Here is a 13,703-nt window from a genome sequence, read left to right on the forward strand (position 1 = left end):
CGGTCAGACCCCGCTGCGCCAGAGGTTCACGTGCAGCAGGTCGAGGTACCGGCCGTACGGGGTGCCGCTGCGCCACTGGTTCGCGGTTTCCACCGCGGTGCCCTCGCCCCACTCGTTGTAGCTGGTGACCAACTGCCACGGCACCCGGGAGCCGACCATCTGCTTGATCGCCAGGTCCCAGGACCGGGGGTCGCGGGCCAGGATCGGCGACGAGCTGTTGGTGTGCCAGAAGCCGGGCGACACGGCGGCGGAGTTGCCCGGGACGGTGACGATGCGGTGCACCGGGCCGTACTCGTGCCAGGCCCGCGGCTTGTAGGGGCAGCCGGTGTAGCCCGGAAAGACCTTGAACACCAGGTAGAACCGGGACTGGTTGGCCTGGACCCAGGTCTGCGCCTGGCTGCAGGAGAAGCTGCCGCCGGCCCATACGAACAGCACGGGCTTGCCGCCCACCCGCAGGAAGTTCTTGTCGATGCCGTACTTGCCGCGGATGTAGGTCAGGTCGGAGTTGATCTGTGCGTAGGACCGGCCGGCCGGCTCGTAGTACAGGGACCAGCGGAACGGCGTGCCGTCGGCGGCACGCAGCTGGTACGGGAAGCGCACGTCGGCGAACGATCCCTGGCCCATCCAGGAGGCGATACCGGCGTTCAGGCCGGCGTAGCGCATCTGCGTCACGTTGCGGCGCGGTGCGCCGGGGGCGGCGTACGGGTCGTCGGTGCCGTACGTCGCGGTGAAGTGCGACGAGGTCGATCCCCAGCCGTAGTAGAAGGCCGCGCGGATCGGGAACCGGGGCTGCGGGTCGGACCCGGTCGGCCGGATCGGCACCGTCGGGGCCGCTGCCGAGACCGCCGGGGTGGCCAGGGCGTCCTGCGCCGAGGCCAGTGCGGATGCGGGCGAGCCGGCAGCTGCGAAGGCGGAGTCGGGGGCGATCTCGAAGTCCTGCACCGGTGCGGCGGGGGTCGGGACCGGTGCGGCCGCGGCCGTTCCGGTGCCGGTCACCAGGCCGGCCAGACCGATCAGCGCGGCCAGGCAGGCCGCGGACCAGCGGCGGGAGGTCCTCGTCGACATGACCAGCTCCTTCACTCGGCGTCAGCAACAGTATGCACTCCGTGACCGAATCCCAGGAAGTCATGCTCTACCGCTGTGCTGGGCCGAACGGGGCGCGGCATTCCGATCAGGTGCGGCCATCCGGACAATTGACATTCCATGGCCACAGGAATCGTGGGAAAGACATTCGGGCACACTTCACGCACCGGGATGAAATTCGCCCGGGAATCGAGATCGTCGATTCCCGGCAATCTTCCGGACACGATTCGGTCGTTACCTTCCTCCGGTGGCAGACACCCTTCCGGTCACGGCTCCCGTCCGTCGCTCCGCGGCCATCGACATCGCCCGCGGGCTGGCGGTCTGCGCGGTGGTGGCGCTGCACATCGTCAACGGACTGGCCCCGCTCGACCTGATCCCGGACGGCAACCGGCTCGCCCCGGCGATCGTCGACATCGGCCTGCTGCGGTTGCCTGCGCTCGCCCTGCTGCTGGGGCTGTTCATCCCCGGGGGTGTCGGGAAACGGGGGGTCGGCGGCTACATCTACTCGCGGGTGCTGATCGTCGGCTACATGTACGTGATCTGGTCGGTGATCCAGGGCGCGATCGGCGTCATCACCTCCGGTGTCCGGAACAACAAGACCGGCATCCTGGACATCCTCACGCTGTGGACCCCGGAACTGCAGCTGTGGTTCCTGCCGTACGTGGTCGTGGCGAGCGTGCTGATGGCGGTCCTGCGGCCGTGGCGGCACCCGGTGCTCGGCACGGTCGTGCTGGTGGTGTTCGCCGCGGTGGCGGTGCTGATGTGGGGGCGGAACTTCGAGATCGCCGGCACCTACGGGTTGAGCCTGCTGTTCTTCTCGGCCATCGGTGCCACCGTCGGGCTGCGCCGGATGGTGACGGCGCTGGAGCGGCCGACCTGGCTCTGGGTGCTGTTCGGTGTCATCGGCACCGCCGGCTTCCTGGTCGCCGTCCGCTGGCCGCACCGCCCGGCTGTCACCGGTGAGGGTGGCGTGACCACCTCGGTGCTCGTGGCCAGCCTGATCGCCACCCTGCTCGGTATCGTTGCGCTGCTGGCGGTCTCGAAGCTGCTGTCGATGATCCCGCGGGTGTCGGAGGCGCTGCAGCTGATCGGCCGGCACACGCTCGAGATCTACGTCATGCACATCGTTCTCTACGCCGGTACCCGGGTGGTGCTGCTGAAGGCGGGCATCGAGAACTTCACCGTGCACATGGTCGTCGGCATGCTGGCCGGGGTCGGCATCCCGATCCTAGCGGCGGTGCTCGCGCCGAGATGGCATCTGGGGTGGCTGTTCTCGCCCCCGGCCTGGCTGGACCGCGGGCTGCGCAGGATCGGCCTCCGGCTGGGCATCGGTCAAGGGGTTGCGCCGGAAGCGAACAAGGCGGAGGCTGCCACCGGTTCCGTGGCCCACGATCGCGGTGCATCGGTGCAGGTCCCGGCCCTGCCCGAGCAGCGGGACCGTCGGGCGGACGCCCGGGAGCACGTCTGAACGACCCTGCCGGAGGCCGGGTTCCGAGCCTAGGCTCGACACCATGCTTCTCGGACTGCAGGTTCCCTCGTTCACCTGGCCGGACGCCCCGGCCGCGACCGGTCCCACCTTCAAGCGCATCGCCGTCGAGGCGGAGCAGGCCGGCGTCGCCAGCCTCTGGGTGATGGACCACTTCTTCCAGATCAGCATGGTCGGTCCCGCCGAGGACGACATGCTGGAGGGGTGGTCGGCACTCGCCTTCGCCGCCGCCGCGACGGAGAGGATCAAGCTCGGCACCATGGTCACCGGGGTGACCTACCGGCACCCCGGCGTGCTGATCAAGACCGCCACCACGCTGGACGTGCTGTCCGGCGGCCGCGCCTACTTCGGCATCGGCGCCGCCTGGAACGAGGAGGAACACCTCGGTCTGGGCGTCCCGTACCCGCCGCTGAAGGAGCGTTTCGAGCGGCTCACCGAGACCCTCCAGTTGGCGCACCAGATGTGGAAGGACGACGACAGTCCTTTCCAGGGCACGCATTACCAGCTGCAGCGGCCGCTCAACCACCCGCAGTCGGTCAGCCGGCCGCACCCGCCGATCCTGGTCGGCGGCACCGGCGAGAAGAAGACCCTGCGACTGGTCGGGCAGTACGCCGATGCCTGCAACATCTTCGAGATGGACCTGCCCGGCATCACGCACAAGCTCGAGGTGCTGCAGAGCCACGCCGCCGACGTCGGCCGCGACTACGCCGCGATCGAGAAGACCACGCTGGGCACCCTGGCGCTGTCGAAGGACGGTGCCGACGGCACCCAGACCGTGCAGCAGGCGGTCGACCGGTTCGGCCGGCTCGCCGAGATCGGCATCGACCATGCGCTGGTGAACATGCCGGCCGTCGCGGTGCCCGGCACCTTCGACCTGGTGGCCGAGGTGGCCGCGCAGATCGCCCCGATCGTCCCCGCCGGTCGCTGACCCGTCCCGGTCGTTTCGGCCCGTCAGCTCCACCGCGACAGCACCGCCCGATCCGGCTCATAGGATCGGGCGGTGCTGAACGCCTTCGGTCGACGGGTCCTGGACACCCGCTGGGTGCCCTGGACGCTGCTCCTGGTCAGCCTCGTCGGCCACGTCGTCGTCACGCTGATCGGCGCCGACCCGTTCCGGATGATCGACCTGGAGGTGTACGTCCAGGGCGCACGGCACCTCACCGACGGCACCCTCTACGACTTCTTGGTCCCGCCGTTCGACCTGCCGTTCACCTACCCGCCGTTCTCCGCCCTGCTGTTCACCCCGATCGCCTGGTTGCCGTGGTGGTTGGCCCGGGTGATCTGGCAGGTCGCGTCGATCGCCGCGCTGGCCGGGATCGTGTGGCTGTCGCTGCGGCTGCTCGGGATCGCCCCGTCCGGTGCGACGCGGCAACGGCTGCGGGCGGGCGTGGTGACCGGCACCGCGCTGGGCATCTGGCTGGAACCGGTGCGCACGACCCTGAACTACGGCCAGATCAACCTCTTCCTCGTGCTGGTGCTGCTGGCCGGTGCGGTGGCGACGAAGCAGGTGTGGGCCGGCGTCAGCGTCGGCCTCACCGCCGGGATCAAACTCGTCCCGGCCATCGCCGGGCTCTACTACTTGCTGCGCCGGCAGTGGACCGCGGTGTGGGTGTCGGCGGCGGTCTTCCTGGCCACCGCCGGGCTGATGCTGCTCGTCATCCCCGGTGAGACCTGGCGCTACTTCACCGCTCTCATCTTCGATCCCGGTCGCACCGGGCCGGTGTGGTCGGCGATCAACCAGTCCTGGCGTGGCGCGCTGGCCCGGCTCGCCGGGCAGGAGGACGTCACCACCTCGTACTACCTGGCCGCGCTGGTCAGCTTGGTGCTCGCCGGCGCCGCCTGCGCGTACGCCCTGCGGGCGGGGGACCGGGCGGCGGCGTTCCTGAGCATCCAGTTCGCCGGCCTGCTGGTCTCGCCGATCTCCTGGTCGCACCACTGGGTGTGGATCCTGCCGGCGATCCTCTGGTGCCTGACCGGCGAGCGCCGGCGCTCGCGGCCGGTCGTCGCCCTCGGCATCGCCTGGATCGTGGCGACCTTCAGCTACCTGGTGCCGGTCCTCATCGCGGTGCAGCAGTCCGACTACGGGCCGTCGCGCCCGCTGGTGCTGTCGCTGCTCGGCACCGTCTATCCGGTGCTCGGCCTGCTCACCCTGGCGGCGATCGCCTGGCGGTGTCGTAGAGTGGGCGACCGACACGGGAGTCCGGTGCGCCGGGCTGAGAGAGGGACACGAAGTCCCTGACCGTCGAACCTGATCCGGGTCATGCCGGCGAAGGAACGTCGCTCTCTTCGATCCACCCGTGCCCGAGGAAGGGCACCACATGAGAACAGCTCTGTTCGCCGGTAGAAGGCCGGTCCTGGCGGCCGCACTGGCCGGCATCCTGCTGCTGGCCACCGGCTGCGGCTCCGGTTCGGAACCGGCAGGAAGCACCGGCACCAGCACAGACACCGCGGTCAGCAGCAGCGCGGCCGGGTCGGGCAGCAGCGGGACGCCGGGCACCGAGGTCGCCACCGGCGAGGTCGTGCTGATCACCCACGACAGCTTCAACGTCGACGAGCAGGTGCTCGCCGACTTCGAGAAGAGCTCCGGCCTGACCGTCACCCTGCTCGCCCAGGGCGATGCCGGTGCGGTCACCAACAAGCTGGTGCTCACCAAGGACAACCCCTTGGGCGATGCCGTTTTCGGCATCGACAACACCTTCGCCTCGCGCGCGCTGGAGGCCGGTGTGCTCGACCCGTACACCTCGCCGGAGGCCGGCAACGGCTCGGACGAGCACGGTCTGGGCGCCGGCGACCCGGACCACCGGCTGACCGCGGTGGACTACGGCGACGTGTGCGTGAATGTCGACCACACCTGGTTCACCGACAAGGGTCTCGCCGAACCGACGACCTACGAGCAGCTGGCCGATCCGGCGTACAAGGACCTGCTGGTGGTCGAGTCGCCGGCCACCAGCTCCCCGGGCCTGGCGTTCCTGCTCGGCACCGTCGCGCACTTCGGTGCGGACGGCTGGCAGGACTACTGGACCTCGCTCAAGGCGAACGGGGTCAAGGTCACCTCCGGCTGGGAGGACGCCTACGGGGTCGACTTCTCCGGCTCGTCCGGCAAGGGTGCGCGCCCGTTGGTGGTGTCCTACGCGTCGTCCCCGCCGTACGAGGTGCCGGCCGACGCCGCCGCCGGGACCCCCGCGCCGACCGGCGCCCTGCTCGACACCTGTTTCCGGCAGGTGGAGTACGCCGGAGTGCTGACCGGGGCGAAGAACCCGGCCGGCGCGCGGAAGGTGATCGACTTCCTGCTGTCGCAGGAGTTCCAGACCTCGCTGCCGGAGCAGATGTACGTCTACCCGGTGGACACCGCGGTCGACCTGCCGGCCTCCTGGACCGAGTACGCCCCGCCGGCCACCGATCCGGCGACCGTCGACCCGGCGGAGATCGCGACGAACCGGGAGGACTGGGTGCAGACCTGGTCCGACCTGGTCGAGGGCTGATCGGACCGCCGTGACGGACCTCCGGGAACGGGCCGGCACGGACCGGGCGGCTGCCGCCCGGTCCGGCGCCACGCCCGGCCCGAACCCGGAACCGCTTGCGCTGGGCCGACTCCGGACCGCCGGGCTGCTCGCTCTGGCGGCCGTCCCGGTGCTGGTGCTGCTGGTGCTGTTCTTCTACCCGGTGGCGGTCATCGTCGGGCAGGGGTTCGCCGGCCCGGACGGGGTCGGCGCACTCGGTGATGTGCTGGCCAGGTCCCGGATCCGCCGGATCGTGCTGTTCACGGTCTGGCAGGCCGCGGCCTCCGCCGGGCTGTGCCTGCTGCTCGGGCTGCCGCTGGCACATCTGCTGTACCGCAGGAGGTTCCGCGGCCGGGCGGTGGCCCGCGCGGTGATCACCGTGCCGTTCGTGCTGCCGACTGTGGTGGTGGGGCTGGCCTTCCGGACGCTGCTGGCGGAGAACGGCCCGCTCGGGTCCTGGGGCCTGGACGGCAGCGTGTGGGCCGTGCTGGCCGCGCACGTCTGCCTGAACGTGGCCGTGGTGGTGCGGACGGTCGGGCTGGCCTGGGCCGGGATCGACGACCGGACTGCCGATGCGGCACGGAGTCTCGGCGCCGGGCCCTTGCGGGTGCTGCGCACCGTCACGCTGCCCGCGCTGGGACCGGCGATCGCCGCGGCCGCGGTGATGGTGTTCCTCTTCTGTGCCACCAGCTTCGGCATCATGCAGGTGCTGGGCGGCGGCCGGTACTCCACCATCGAGACCGAGATCTGGCGCCAGACCGAGGAGATGCTGGACCTGCCGACCGCCTCCGTGCTCTCGGTGCTGCAGCTGGTGCTGGTGTGCGCGGTGCTGGTCGTGGCGGCGAGGCTGCGCCGGCGGACCGAGCGGACGCTGCGCCGGCGGTCGGTGCGAACCCCGCAGGTGGGCCGCCGGGACCTGCCGGCGGTCATCGTCGGTGTCCTGGTCGGGCTGGTGGTGCTGGGCCCGGTGGTGGTGATGATGCTGCGCTCCCTGCGCACCCCGGGCGGCGGGTGGGGACTCCAGAATTACCGCGCCCTGGCCGGTGTCGGCGAGGACAACGTGCTGCTCGTGCCGGTCACCGACGCCCTGGTCAACTCGCTGCAGTCGGCCGCAGTGGCCGCCGCCGTGGCGATCGCCCTCGGCGCGATGCTCGCGGTGGTGCTCGGCCGGCGGCCGCGCAGCCGGGCCGGGCGGCGGGCCACCGGGCTGCTGGACGCGGTGGTCATGCTGCCGCTGGGAGTGAGCGCGGTGACCGTCGGTTTCGGCTTCCTCGTCGCCCTCGACGCCCCGCCGCTGGACCTGCGGTCCTCCTGGTTGCTGGTGCCGCTGGCCCAGGCACTGGTGGTCACCCCGCTGGTGGTGCGGATGCTGGTGCCGCTGGTCCGGTCCACCGACGACCGGCTGCGGCAGGCCGCCGGGGTGCTCGGTGCCCCGCCGCTGACCGTTTGGCGCACCGTCGATCTCCCGCTGGCCGCCCGCGGCGCGGCCGGCGCGGCGGCCTTCGCCTTCGCCGTGGCGCTGGGGGAGTTCGGTGCCACCAGCTTCCTGGCGCGGCCGCGGACACCCACGCTGCCGGTGGTGATCGGCCGGCTGATCTCCCGCCCCGGTGAGGTCAACGCCGGGATGGCGCTGGCCGCCGCCACCGTGCTGGCCCTGCTCTGCGTGCTGGTGGTGGCGGCGATCGACCTGCTCGGCGACACCCGCCGGGCCGGCGGGATCGGCGGCTTCTGAGATGACGGTGACCCGCGTTGGTGGTGACGTGAGATGACCCTTCACATCGAGGATCTCGTGGTCCGGTACGGATCGGACGGCACTGCCCCGGCCGCGGTGGACGGGGTGGACCTGACGGTGGCCGACGGCGAGGTGGTCGCACTGCTCGGCCCGTCCGGCTGCGGGAAGTCGACCCTGCTGCGCGCGGTCGCCGGGCTGGAACCACCGGCCGGCGGTCGGATCCGCTGGGACGACACCGATCTCGCCCGGGTGCCGGCGCACCGGCGTGGGTTCGGGCTGATGTTCCAGGACGGTGTGCTCTTCCCGCACCGCGACGTCGGCGGCAACATCGGCTACGGCCTGGAGCGGAACGGGGTGCGGCGCATCGCGATCCGGGAGCGGGTGGACGAACTGCTGGACCTGGTGGGGCTGCCGGGCTTCGCCGGCCGCGCTGTCGGGACGTTGTCCGGCGGTCAGGCGCAACGTGTGGCGCTGGCCCGCGCGCTGGCGCCGCGGCCGCGGCTGCTGCTGCTGGACGAGCCGCTGGCCGCGCTGGACCGGGAGCTGCGGGAGCGGCTGATCGGCGACCTGCGGGAGGTGCTGCGCAGCACCGGCACCACGGCGCTGTACGTCACCCACGACCAGGGCGAGGCCTTCGCGCTGGCCGACCGGGTCGGGCTCATGGATGCCGGCCGGATCCGGCAGCTGGGTGCACCGGCGCAGGTGTGGTCGCACCCGGCCGATGCCTGGGTGGCCGGCTTCGTCGGGTTCGGCGCGGTCCGGGACGCCGGGGAGCTGACCGCGGCGACCGGGGTCCCGCTGGCACCTGGTGACTGGGCGCTGCGTCCCGCCGCCTTCGAGGTGGTCGACGGGGCCGGGTTGGCGGCGACCGTGCTGCGCTCGCTGCCGGGTCCGGACCGGTCCCGGGTGCGGGTGGAGCTCCCCAGCCTGGGGGAGCTCGACGCCCTCGGCCCGCCCGGCCCGCCCGCCCCCGGCACCAAGGTGCACCTCCGTTTCGACCCCACCCATTGCGCCCCGTTGGGTGCCTGATGCTCGCGGCCCGTTGGGCGCTCCGGTCCTCGCCCCTGGAGTCGTTCTGCCGGGCATTCCAGGTTCGGGGGCTGCGATCCTCGCGCCGCGACCGCTCGTGGCACGCTGATCGGATGCCCCGTCCGTTGCGCTGTGCCGTCGTGGTCCCCGCCCCCGCGGCCTCGGTGCGTCGGGTGCTGGCCGGATCCCAGGTATGGGTGCGCGCGCTGCGCTCGCTCGGCCTGCGATGCAGCACCGACGCCGGCCCGACCCTGACCACCGGTACCGACCTGCACTTCCGCTCCGACCTGCGGTTGGCCACCGACACCGCCCGGCTCACCGTCACCGGCACCGATGAGCAGGGGCTGCCGGTGCTGGCGGTCACCCTCGGCCGGCTGACCAGGGCCGACCTGCGGATCCGCACGGCGGAGACCGGCGCGGGCGTGCTGACCACGCTGGACCTGCGGATCACCGGTCCGGACCGGTACACCCCCTACGCCCGCCGCCGTTTGATCCGGTTCGGCCAGGCGGTGCTGGGCGTGGCGACCGTCACTGCTCGCGATCCGCAGGTGGTGGTCGCCGGTGCGGTGTTCCGGGACGGCACGGTGCTGGCGGCCCGCCGGGCCCGGCCGGAAGCGCTGGCCGGGCTGTGGGAGATGCCGGGCGGCCGGGTGGAACCGGGGGAGACCGAACCGGTGGCGCTGCGCCGCGAGCTGGCAGAGGAACTGGGCATCACGGTGCGCGTGGGCGAGCGGATCGAACCGTCGGCCCAGGTGGGACCGGGTCTGGTGCTGCACCCGTGGACCGCGGACTGGACCGGCGGGGAGCCGCGGCCGATGGAGGCGGACCCGGCGCACGACGAGGTCCGCTGGCTGCGGGCGGACCAACTCGACGAGGTCGACTGGCTGCCCGGCGACGCACCGTTCGTCGAGGCCGTGCGGGCCCTGTTGACCGTCCGGGCCGGAGCAGCCCGTACCGACACGCACGATGCCGGGGTGGAGCAGCCGACCAGGTAGCCTGGGAAGGCTGCACTGCATCGGCTCCGGCGGAATTCCTCGGACCCACCGGGTGCGCCTGCCGAGAACCTGCCCCTGATCCCCGCCTGATGGAGTGCCCCGCTGTGTCCAGCACCACCGAGTCGTCCAGCCCCACCGCGTCGTCGAGCGTAATCGCGGACCTGCCGCTCCTGGTCCGCGAGGACCTCCGCAACGTCGCCATCGTCGCGCACGTCGACCACGGCAAGACCACCCTCGTCGACGCCATGCTCTGGCAGTCCGGCGCCTTCCGGGTCGGCTCCAACGTTGCCGACCGGGTGATGGACTCCAACGACCTGGAGCGCGAGAAGGGCATCACCATCCTCGCCAAGAACACCGCGGTGAAGCGGGGCGACATGACGATCAACATCGTCGACACCCCCGGTCACGCGGACTTCGGCGGCGAGGTGGAGCGCGCGCTGTCCATGGTCGACGGCGTCGTCCTGCTGGTGGACGCCTCCGAGGGACCCCTGCCGCAGACCCGGTTCGTCCTGCGCAAGGCGCTGATGGCCCGGCTGCCGGTGGTCCTGGTGATCAACAAGACCGACCGCAGCGATGCCCGCATCGACGAGGTCGTCGACGAGACCTACGCCCTGTTCCTGGATCTCGACGCCGACGACGAGCAGATCGACTTCCCGATCGTCTACTGCTCCTCCCGCGCCGGCCGCGCCTCGCTGACCAAGCCGGGCAACGGCGAGATGCCGGACCACGAGAACCTGGACCCGCTGTTCGAGACCCTGCTGCAGGCCATCCCGGCACCGACCTACCACGAGGGTGCGCCGCTGCAGGCGCAGGTCACCAACATCGACGCCTCCCCGTTCCTCGGCCGTATCGGCATGTGCCGGGTGGTCGAGGGCACGATCCGCAAGGGCCAGCAGGTCGCGTGGATCAGCCAGGACGGCAGCACCACCCGCACCAAGATCACCGAGCTGCTGATGACCGAGGCGCTGGAGCGGGTGCCGGTCGAGGAGGCCCGCGCCGGTGACCTGATCGCCGTCGCCGGCATCGCCGACATCACCATCGGCGAGACCCTGGCCGACCCGGAGAACCCGCACCAGCTGCCGCTGATCACGGTCGACGAGCCGGCCATCTCGATGACCGTCGGCATCAACACCTCGCCACTGGCCGGCAAGGACGGCGGCACCAAGCTGACGGCCCGCCAGGTCAAGAACCGGCTGGACGCCGAGCTGATCGGCAACGTCTCGCTCCGCGTGCTGAACACCGAGCGGCCGGACACCTGGGAGGTGCAGGGCCGCGGCGAGCTCGCGCTGGCGATCCTGGTGGAGACCATGCGCCGGGAAGGCTTCGAGCTCACCATCGGCAAGCCGCAGGTGGTCACCAAGGTCGTCGACGGCAAGAAGGAGGAGCCGTTCGAGCGGCTCACCATCGACGTGCCGGAGGAGTACCTCGGCGCGGTGACCCAGCTGCTCGCCGTGCGCAAGGGCCGCATGGAGAACATGAGCAACCACGGCACCGGCTGGGTGCGGCTCGAGTTCCACGTCCCGTCGCGCGGGCTGATCGGCTTCCGCACCGATTTCCTCACCGACACCCGCGGCACAGGCATCGCCAGCGCCATCTTCGACGGCTACGGCCCGTGGGCCGGCGAGCTGCGCGCCCGGGCCAGCGGCTCGCTGGTCGCCGACCGCGCCGGCAAGGCCACCCCGTTCGCGATGTTCTCGCTGCAGGAGCGCGGCACCATGTTCGTGCCGCCGACCACCGAGGTGTACGAGGGCATGATCATCGGCGAGAACTCCCGCGCCGACGACATGGACGTCAACATCACCAAGGAGAAGAAGCTCACCAACATGCGCTCGGCCACCGGTGACGAGCTGGTGCACCTGGTGCCGCCGCGTGCGCTCTCCCTGGAGCAGGCGCTGGAGTTCTGCGCGGACGACGAGTGCGTGGAGATCACGCCGGTCTCGGCGCGGATCCGCAAGGTCATCCTGAACGCGGGGGAGCGGGCCCGGGCCCGCACCCGCGGGAAGAACGGCTGACGGAGCAGCCGGGGCACTCGTGGGGGTGACCGGCCGGACGGCCCGGAGGCGACCGACGCGGACCGCCCTCGGTCTGCTCGCGCTGGTCCTGGCCACGACCGCCGGCACCGCCTGCACCCCACCGGGACTGCCCCCGCCGCAGTCGCCCAGCGCCGCACCGTCGGTCAGTACGTCGGCGGACGAGGCGCCGGGCACCCTGGTGATCGGCATGGAGGGCACACCCACCGGTTTCAACCCGCACGTGATCGCCGACCACTCGGCGGCCACCGTCGCGGTGGCCGGCCTGGTGCTGCCGTCCGTCTCCACCATCTCCGCCGACGGCGCGGTCGGGCTGAACACCGAGCTGGTCAGCTCCGCCGAGGTGACCAGCGAGGACCCGTTCACCGTCACCTACTCACTGGTGCGGGACGCGGCGTGGTCGGACGGCACCCCGATCACCGCCGAGGACTTCTCCTACCTCCGGGACCAGCTGCTCAGCCAGCCCGGCACCGTCGAGCCGGCGGGGTACCGGCTGATCACCGACATCCGGTCGCTGGACGCCGGGAAAACGGTCGAGGTCGAGTTCTCCGGTCCGGTCGCCGACTGGCTCACCCTGTTCTCCCCGCTGTTGCCCTCGCACCTGCTGAAGGACTCGCCGGGCGGGTGGTCGGACACCCTGGCCACCGGCCTGCCGGTGTCGGGCGGTCGCTACAAGGTCGACTCCTACGACGGCACCACCGGCGAGATCACCCTGGTCCGCAACGACAAGTACTGGGGCCCGCAGCCCGGTCCGGCCACCGTCGTGCTGCGCATCGGCACCAGCAGTGCCCTCATCGCCGCTCTGGCCCGGGGTGATCTGCAGGCCGCGGTGCTCCGTCCGGACGCCGCCGCCACCGCCGAGCTGGCCGCCGCCGTGCCCGCGGACCACCGGGTCACCGTGCCTGCGGCCGAGACGGTCCAGTTGCTGATGTCCTTCGGCAATCCGGTGGACACCTCGTCCCCGTCCGACGGGACCGACCCGGGCACCGGTGACGACTCGGCCGCCGTCCCGCCGGTGACCGCCGACGTCGGCGTGCGCCGGGCCGTCGCGGCCGCGCTGGACCTGCCGGCGCTGTCCGCGCTGCTGGGCAGCGGGAACGCGGGCCGGGTGCCCGACTCCCTGGTGACGCTGCCGGACCGGACCAGGCTGCTGCCCCCGGTGGTCACCGGGAACGCCGATGCCGCAAGGGATCTGCTGGACGAGGCGGGCTGGACGCAGGGGCCGGGGGTGTACCGGGTCAAGGACGGGCAGGTCCTCCGGATGACCCTGGGCTTCCCGACCGACGGCACCGGCGACGCCCGGCTGCAGTCGGCGGCGCAGGCGATCCAGCAGTCGCTGGGCCGGGTGGGGATCGAGGTGACCCTGCGCCGGGACACCGGCAACGACCTGCTCGGCACGCTGCTGTCCGCGGGCACCGTGCAGCTGGCCCTGGTGGACCGGCCACGCTCGGTCTCCGACTCGCTGGCTGCTGCCTCCGCCTTCGGGTGCCCGGCCGACGATGCCGACCCGGACACCCCGGTGCCGGTCGGCAACCCCGGTGGGTTCTGCGACCCGGCGATCGACGCCCTGCTCGCCGATGCGGTGGCAACCGGGAGCACCGACAGCGGCGTGTCCGGTGGGCAGCTGGACGACGCGCTGTGGTCGCAACTGCCGGTGCTGCCGCTGTCGGCGCCGGACCAGGTGGTGGCCACCGGTGACCTGCTGGCCGGGATCCTGGCCGACGCCGGCCCGGGCTGGGCCTGGACCGGCCCGTTGGCCGGGCTGCCGGAGTGGCCCACCGGCTGAACCCACCAGCCGGTGGGCAGGCATCCGCGGATGCCCGCACGCTCCGTGACCGGGCCACCACT

Annotated in this window: 10 protein-coding genes, 1 pseudogene and 1 riboswitch; of the genes and pseudogenes, 9 read left to right on the top strand and 2 right to left on the bottom strand. The window is 71.9% G+C overall.

Annotation, left to right across the window (positions count from 1 at the left end; all coding sequences use genetic code 11):
• Positions 1-3: 3 nt before the first annotated feature.
• On the bottom strand, positions 4-1,065 hold the full coding sequence (locus GIS00_RS02995; protein ID WP_154766890.1) for a glycoside hydrolase family 71/99 protein: 1,062 nt from the start codon (positions 1,063-1,065) through the stop codon (positions 4-6).
• Positions 1,066-1,330: 265 nt separating this feature from the next.
• Here GIS00_RS02995 and GIS00_RS03000 point away from each other — a divergent pair, with 265 nt between their 5' ends.
• From GIS00_RS03000 to GIS00_RS29240, 3 genes and pseudogenes are all read left to right on the top strand, one after another.
• Positions 1,331-2,551, top strand: coding sequence for an acyltransferase family protein (locus GIS00_RS03000; protein WP_154766891.1), 1,221 nt, complete (start codon positions 1,331-1,333; stop codon positions 2,549-2,551).
• 43 nt (positions 2,552-2,594) lie between these two features.
• Entirely contained in the window at positions 2,595-3,497 is a 903-nt protein-coding gene (locus GIS00_RS03005; RefSeq protein ID WP_154766892.1) for an LLM class F420-dependent oxidoreductase, read from the top strand.
• A 189-nt stretch (positions 3,498-3,686) separates the two neighbouring features.
• Positions 3,687-4,427, top strand: a pseudogene (locus tag GIS00_RS29240) (glycosyltransferase 87 family protein); the annotation flags it as partial.
• Here the strand turns inward: GIS00_RS29240 and GIS00_RS27195 are convergent.
• Entirely contained in the window at positions 4,367-4,585 is a 219-nt protein-coding gene (locus GIS00_RS27195) for a hypothetical protein (RefSeq protein ID WP_230312735.1), read from the bottom strand. The pseudogene GIS00_RS29240 and the gene GIS00_RS27195 overlap by 61 nt on opposite strands.
• Before the next feature lie 167 nt (positions 4,586-4,752).
• Positions 4,753-4,861, top strand: a riboswitch (TPP riboswitch).
• A 26-nt stretch (positions 4,862-4,887) separates the two neighbouring features.
• On the opposite strand from GIS00_RS27195, the gene GIS00_RS03015 reads away from it, so the two are divergent.
• The 6 genes from GIS00_RS03015 (at position 4,888) to GIS00_RS03040 (ending at position 13,641) form a co-directional block, all read left to right on the top strand.
• Positions 4,888-6,051 carry a thiamine ABC transporter substrate-binding protein gene (locus tag GIS00_RS03015; protein ID WP_154766893.1) on the top strand — a complete coding sequence of 388 codons (1,164 nt, stop codon included), beginning with the start codon at positions 4,888-4,890 and terminating at the stop codon, positions 6,049-6,051.
• Positions 6,052-6,061: 10 nt separating this feature from the next.
• Entirely contained in the window at positions 6,062-7,801 is a 1,740-nt protein-coding gene (locus tag GIS00_RS03020; protein ID WP_322097405.1) for an ABC transporter permease, read from the top strand.
• Positions 7,802-7,834: 33 nt separating this feature from the next.
• Complete coding sequence (locus tag GIS00_RS03025; protein ID WP_154766894.1) at positions 7,835-8,830, top strand: ABC transporter ATP-binding protein; 996 nt, start codon at positions 7,835-7,837, stop codon at positions 8,828-8,830.
• Positions 8,831-8,943: 113 nt separating this feature from the next.
• Positions 8,944-9,825, top strand: a complete 882-nt coding sequence (locus GIS00_RS03030; RefSeq protein ID WP_154766895.1) for a (deoxy)nucleoside triphosphate pyrophosphohydrolase — start codon at positions 8,944-8,946, stop codon at positions 9,823-9,825.
• Between the two features lie 161 nt (positions 9,826-9,986).
• Positions 9,987-11,837, top strand: a complete 1,851-nt coding sequence (gene typA / locus GIS00_RS03035; RefSeq protein WP_230313082.1) for a translational GTPase TypA — start codon at positions 9,987-9,989, stop codon at positions 11,835-11,837.
• Positions 11,838-11,862: 25 nt separating this feature from the next.
• Positions 11,863-13,641, top strand: a complete 1,779-nt coding sequence (locus tag GIS00_RS03040; protein WP_154766897.1) for an ABC transporter family substrate-binding protein — start codon at positions 11,863-11,865, stop codon at positions 13,639-13,641.
• The last annotated feature ends 62 nt before the right edge of the window (positions 13,642-13,703 follow it).

Origin of the sequence: Nakamurella alba (assembly GCF_009707545.1) — a bacterium.
In the GTDB taxonomy this organism is placed as follows: domain Bacteria; phylum Actinomycetota; class Actinomycetes; order Mycobacteriales; family Nakamurellaceae; genus Nakamurella; species Nakamurella alba.

What these genes read in the sequence shown, in the direction of transcription:
- GIS00_RS02995 (WP_154766890.1), bottom strand. Translation starts at nt 1,065, where the DNA reads ATGTCGACGAGGACCTCCCGCCGCTGGTCCGCGGCCTGCCTGGCCGCG.
- GIS00_RS03005 (WP_154766892.1), top strand. Translation starts at nt 2,595, where the DNA reads ATGCTTCTCGGACTGCAGGTTCCCTCGTTCACCTGGCCGGACGCCCCG.
- GIS00_RS27195 (WP_230312735.1), bottom strand. Translation starts at nt 4,585, where the DNA reads ATGCCGAGGGCGACGACCGGCCGCGAGCGCCGGCGCTCGCCGGTCAGG.
- GIS00_RS03015 (WP_154766893.1), top strand. Translation starts at nt 4,888, where the DNA reads ATGAGAACAGCTCTGTTCGCCGGTAGAAGGCCGGTCCTGGCGGCCGCA.
- GIS00_RS03025 (WP_154766894.1), top strand. Translation starts at nt 7,835, where the DNA reads ATGACCCTTCACATCGAGGATCTCGTGGTCCGGTACGGATCGGACGGC.
- GIS00_RS03030 (WP_154766895.1), top strand. Translation starts at nt 8,944, where the DNA reads ATGCCCCGTCCGTTGCGCTGTGCCGTCGTGGTCCCCGCCCCCGCGGCC.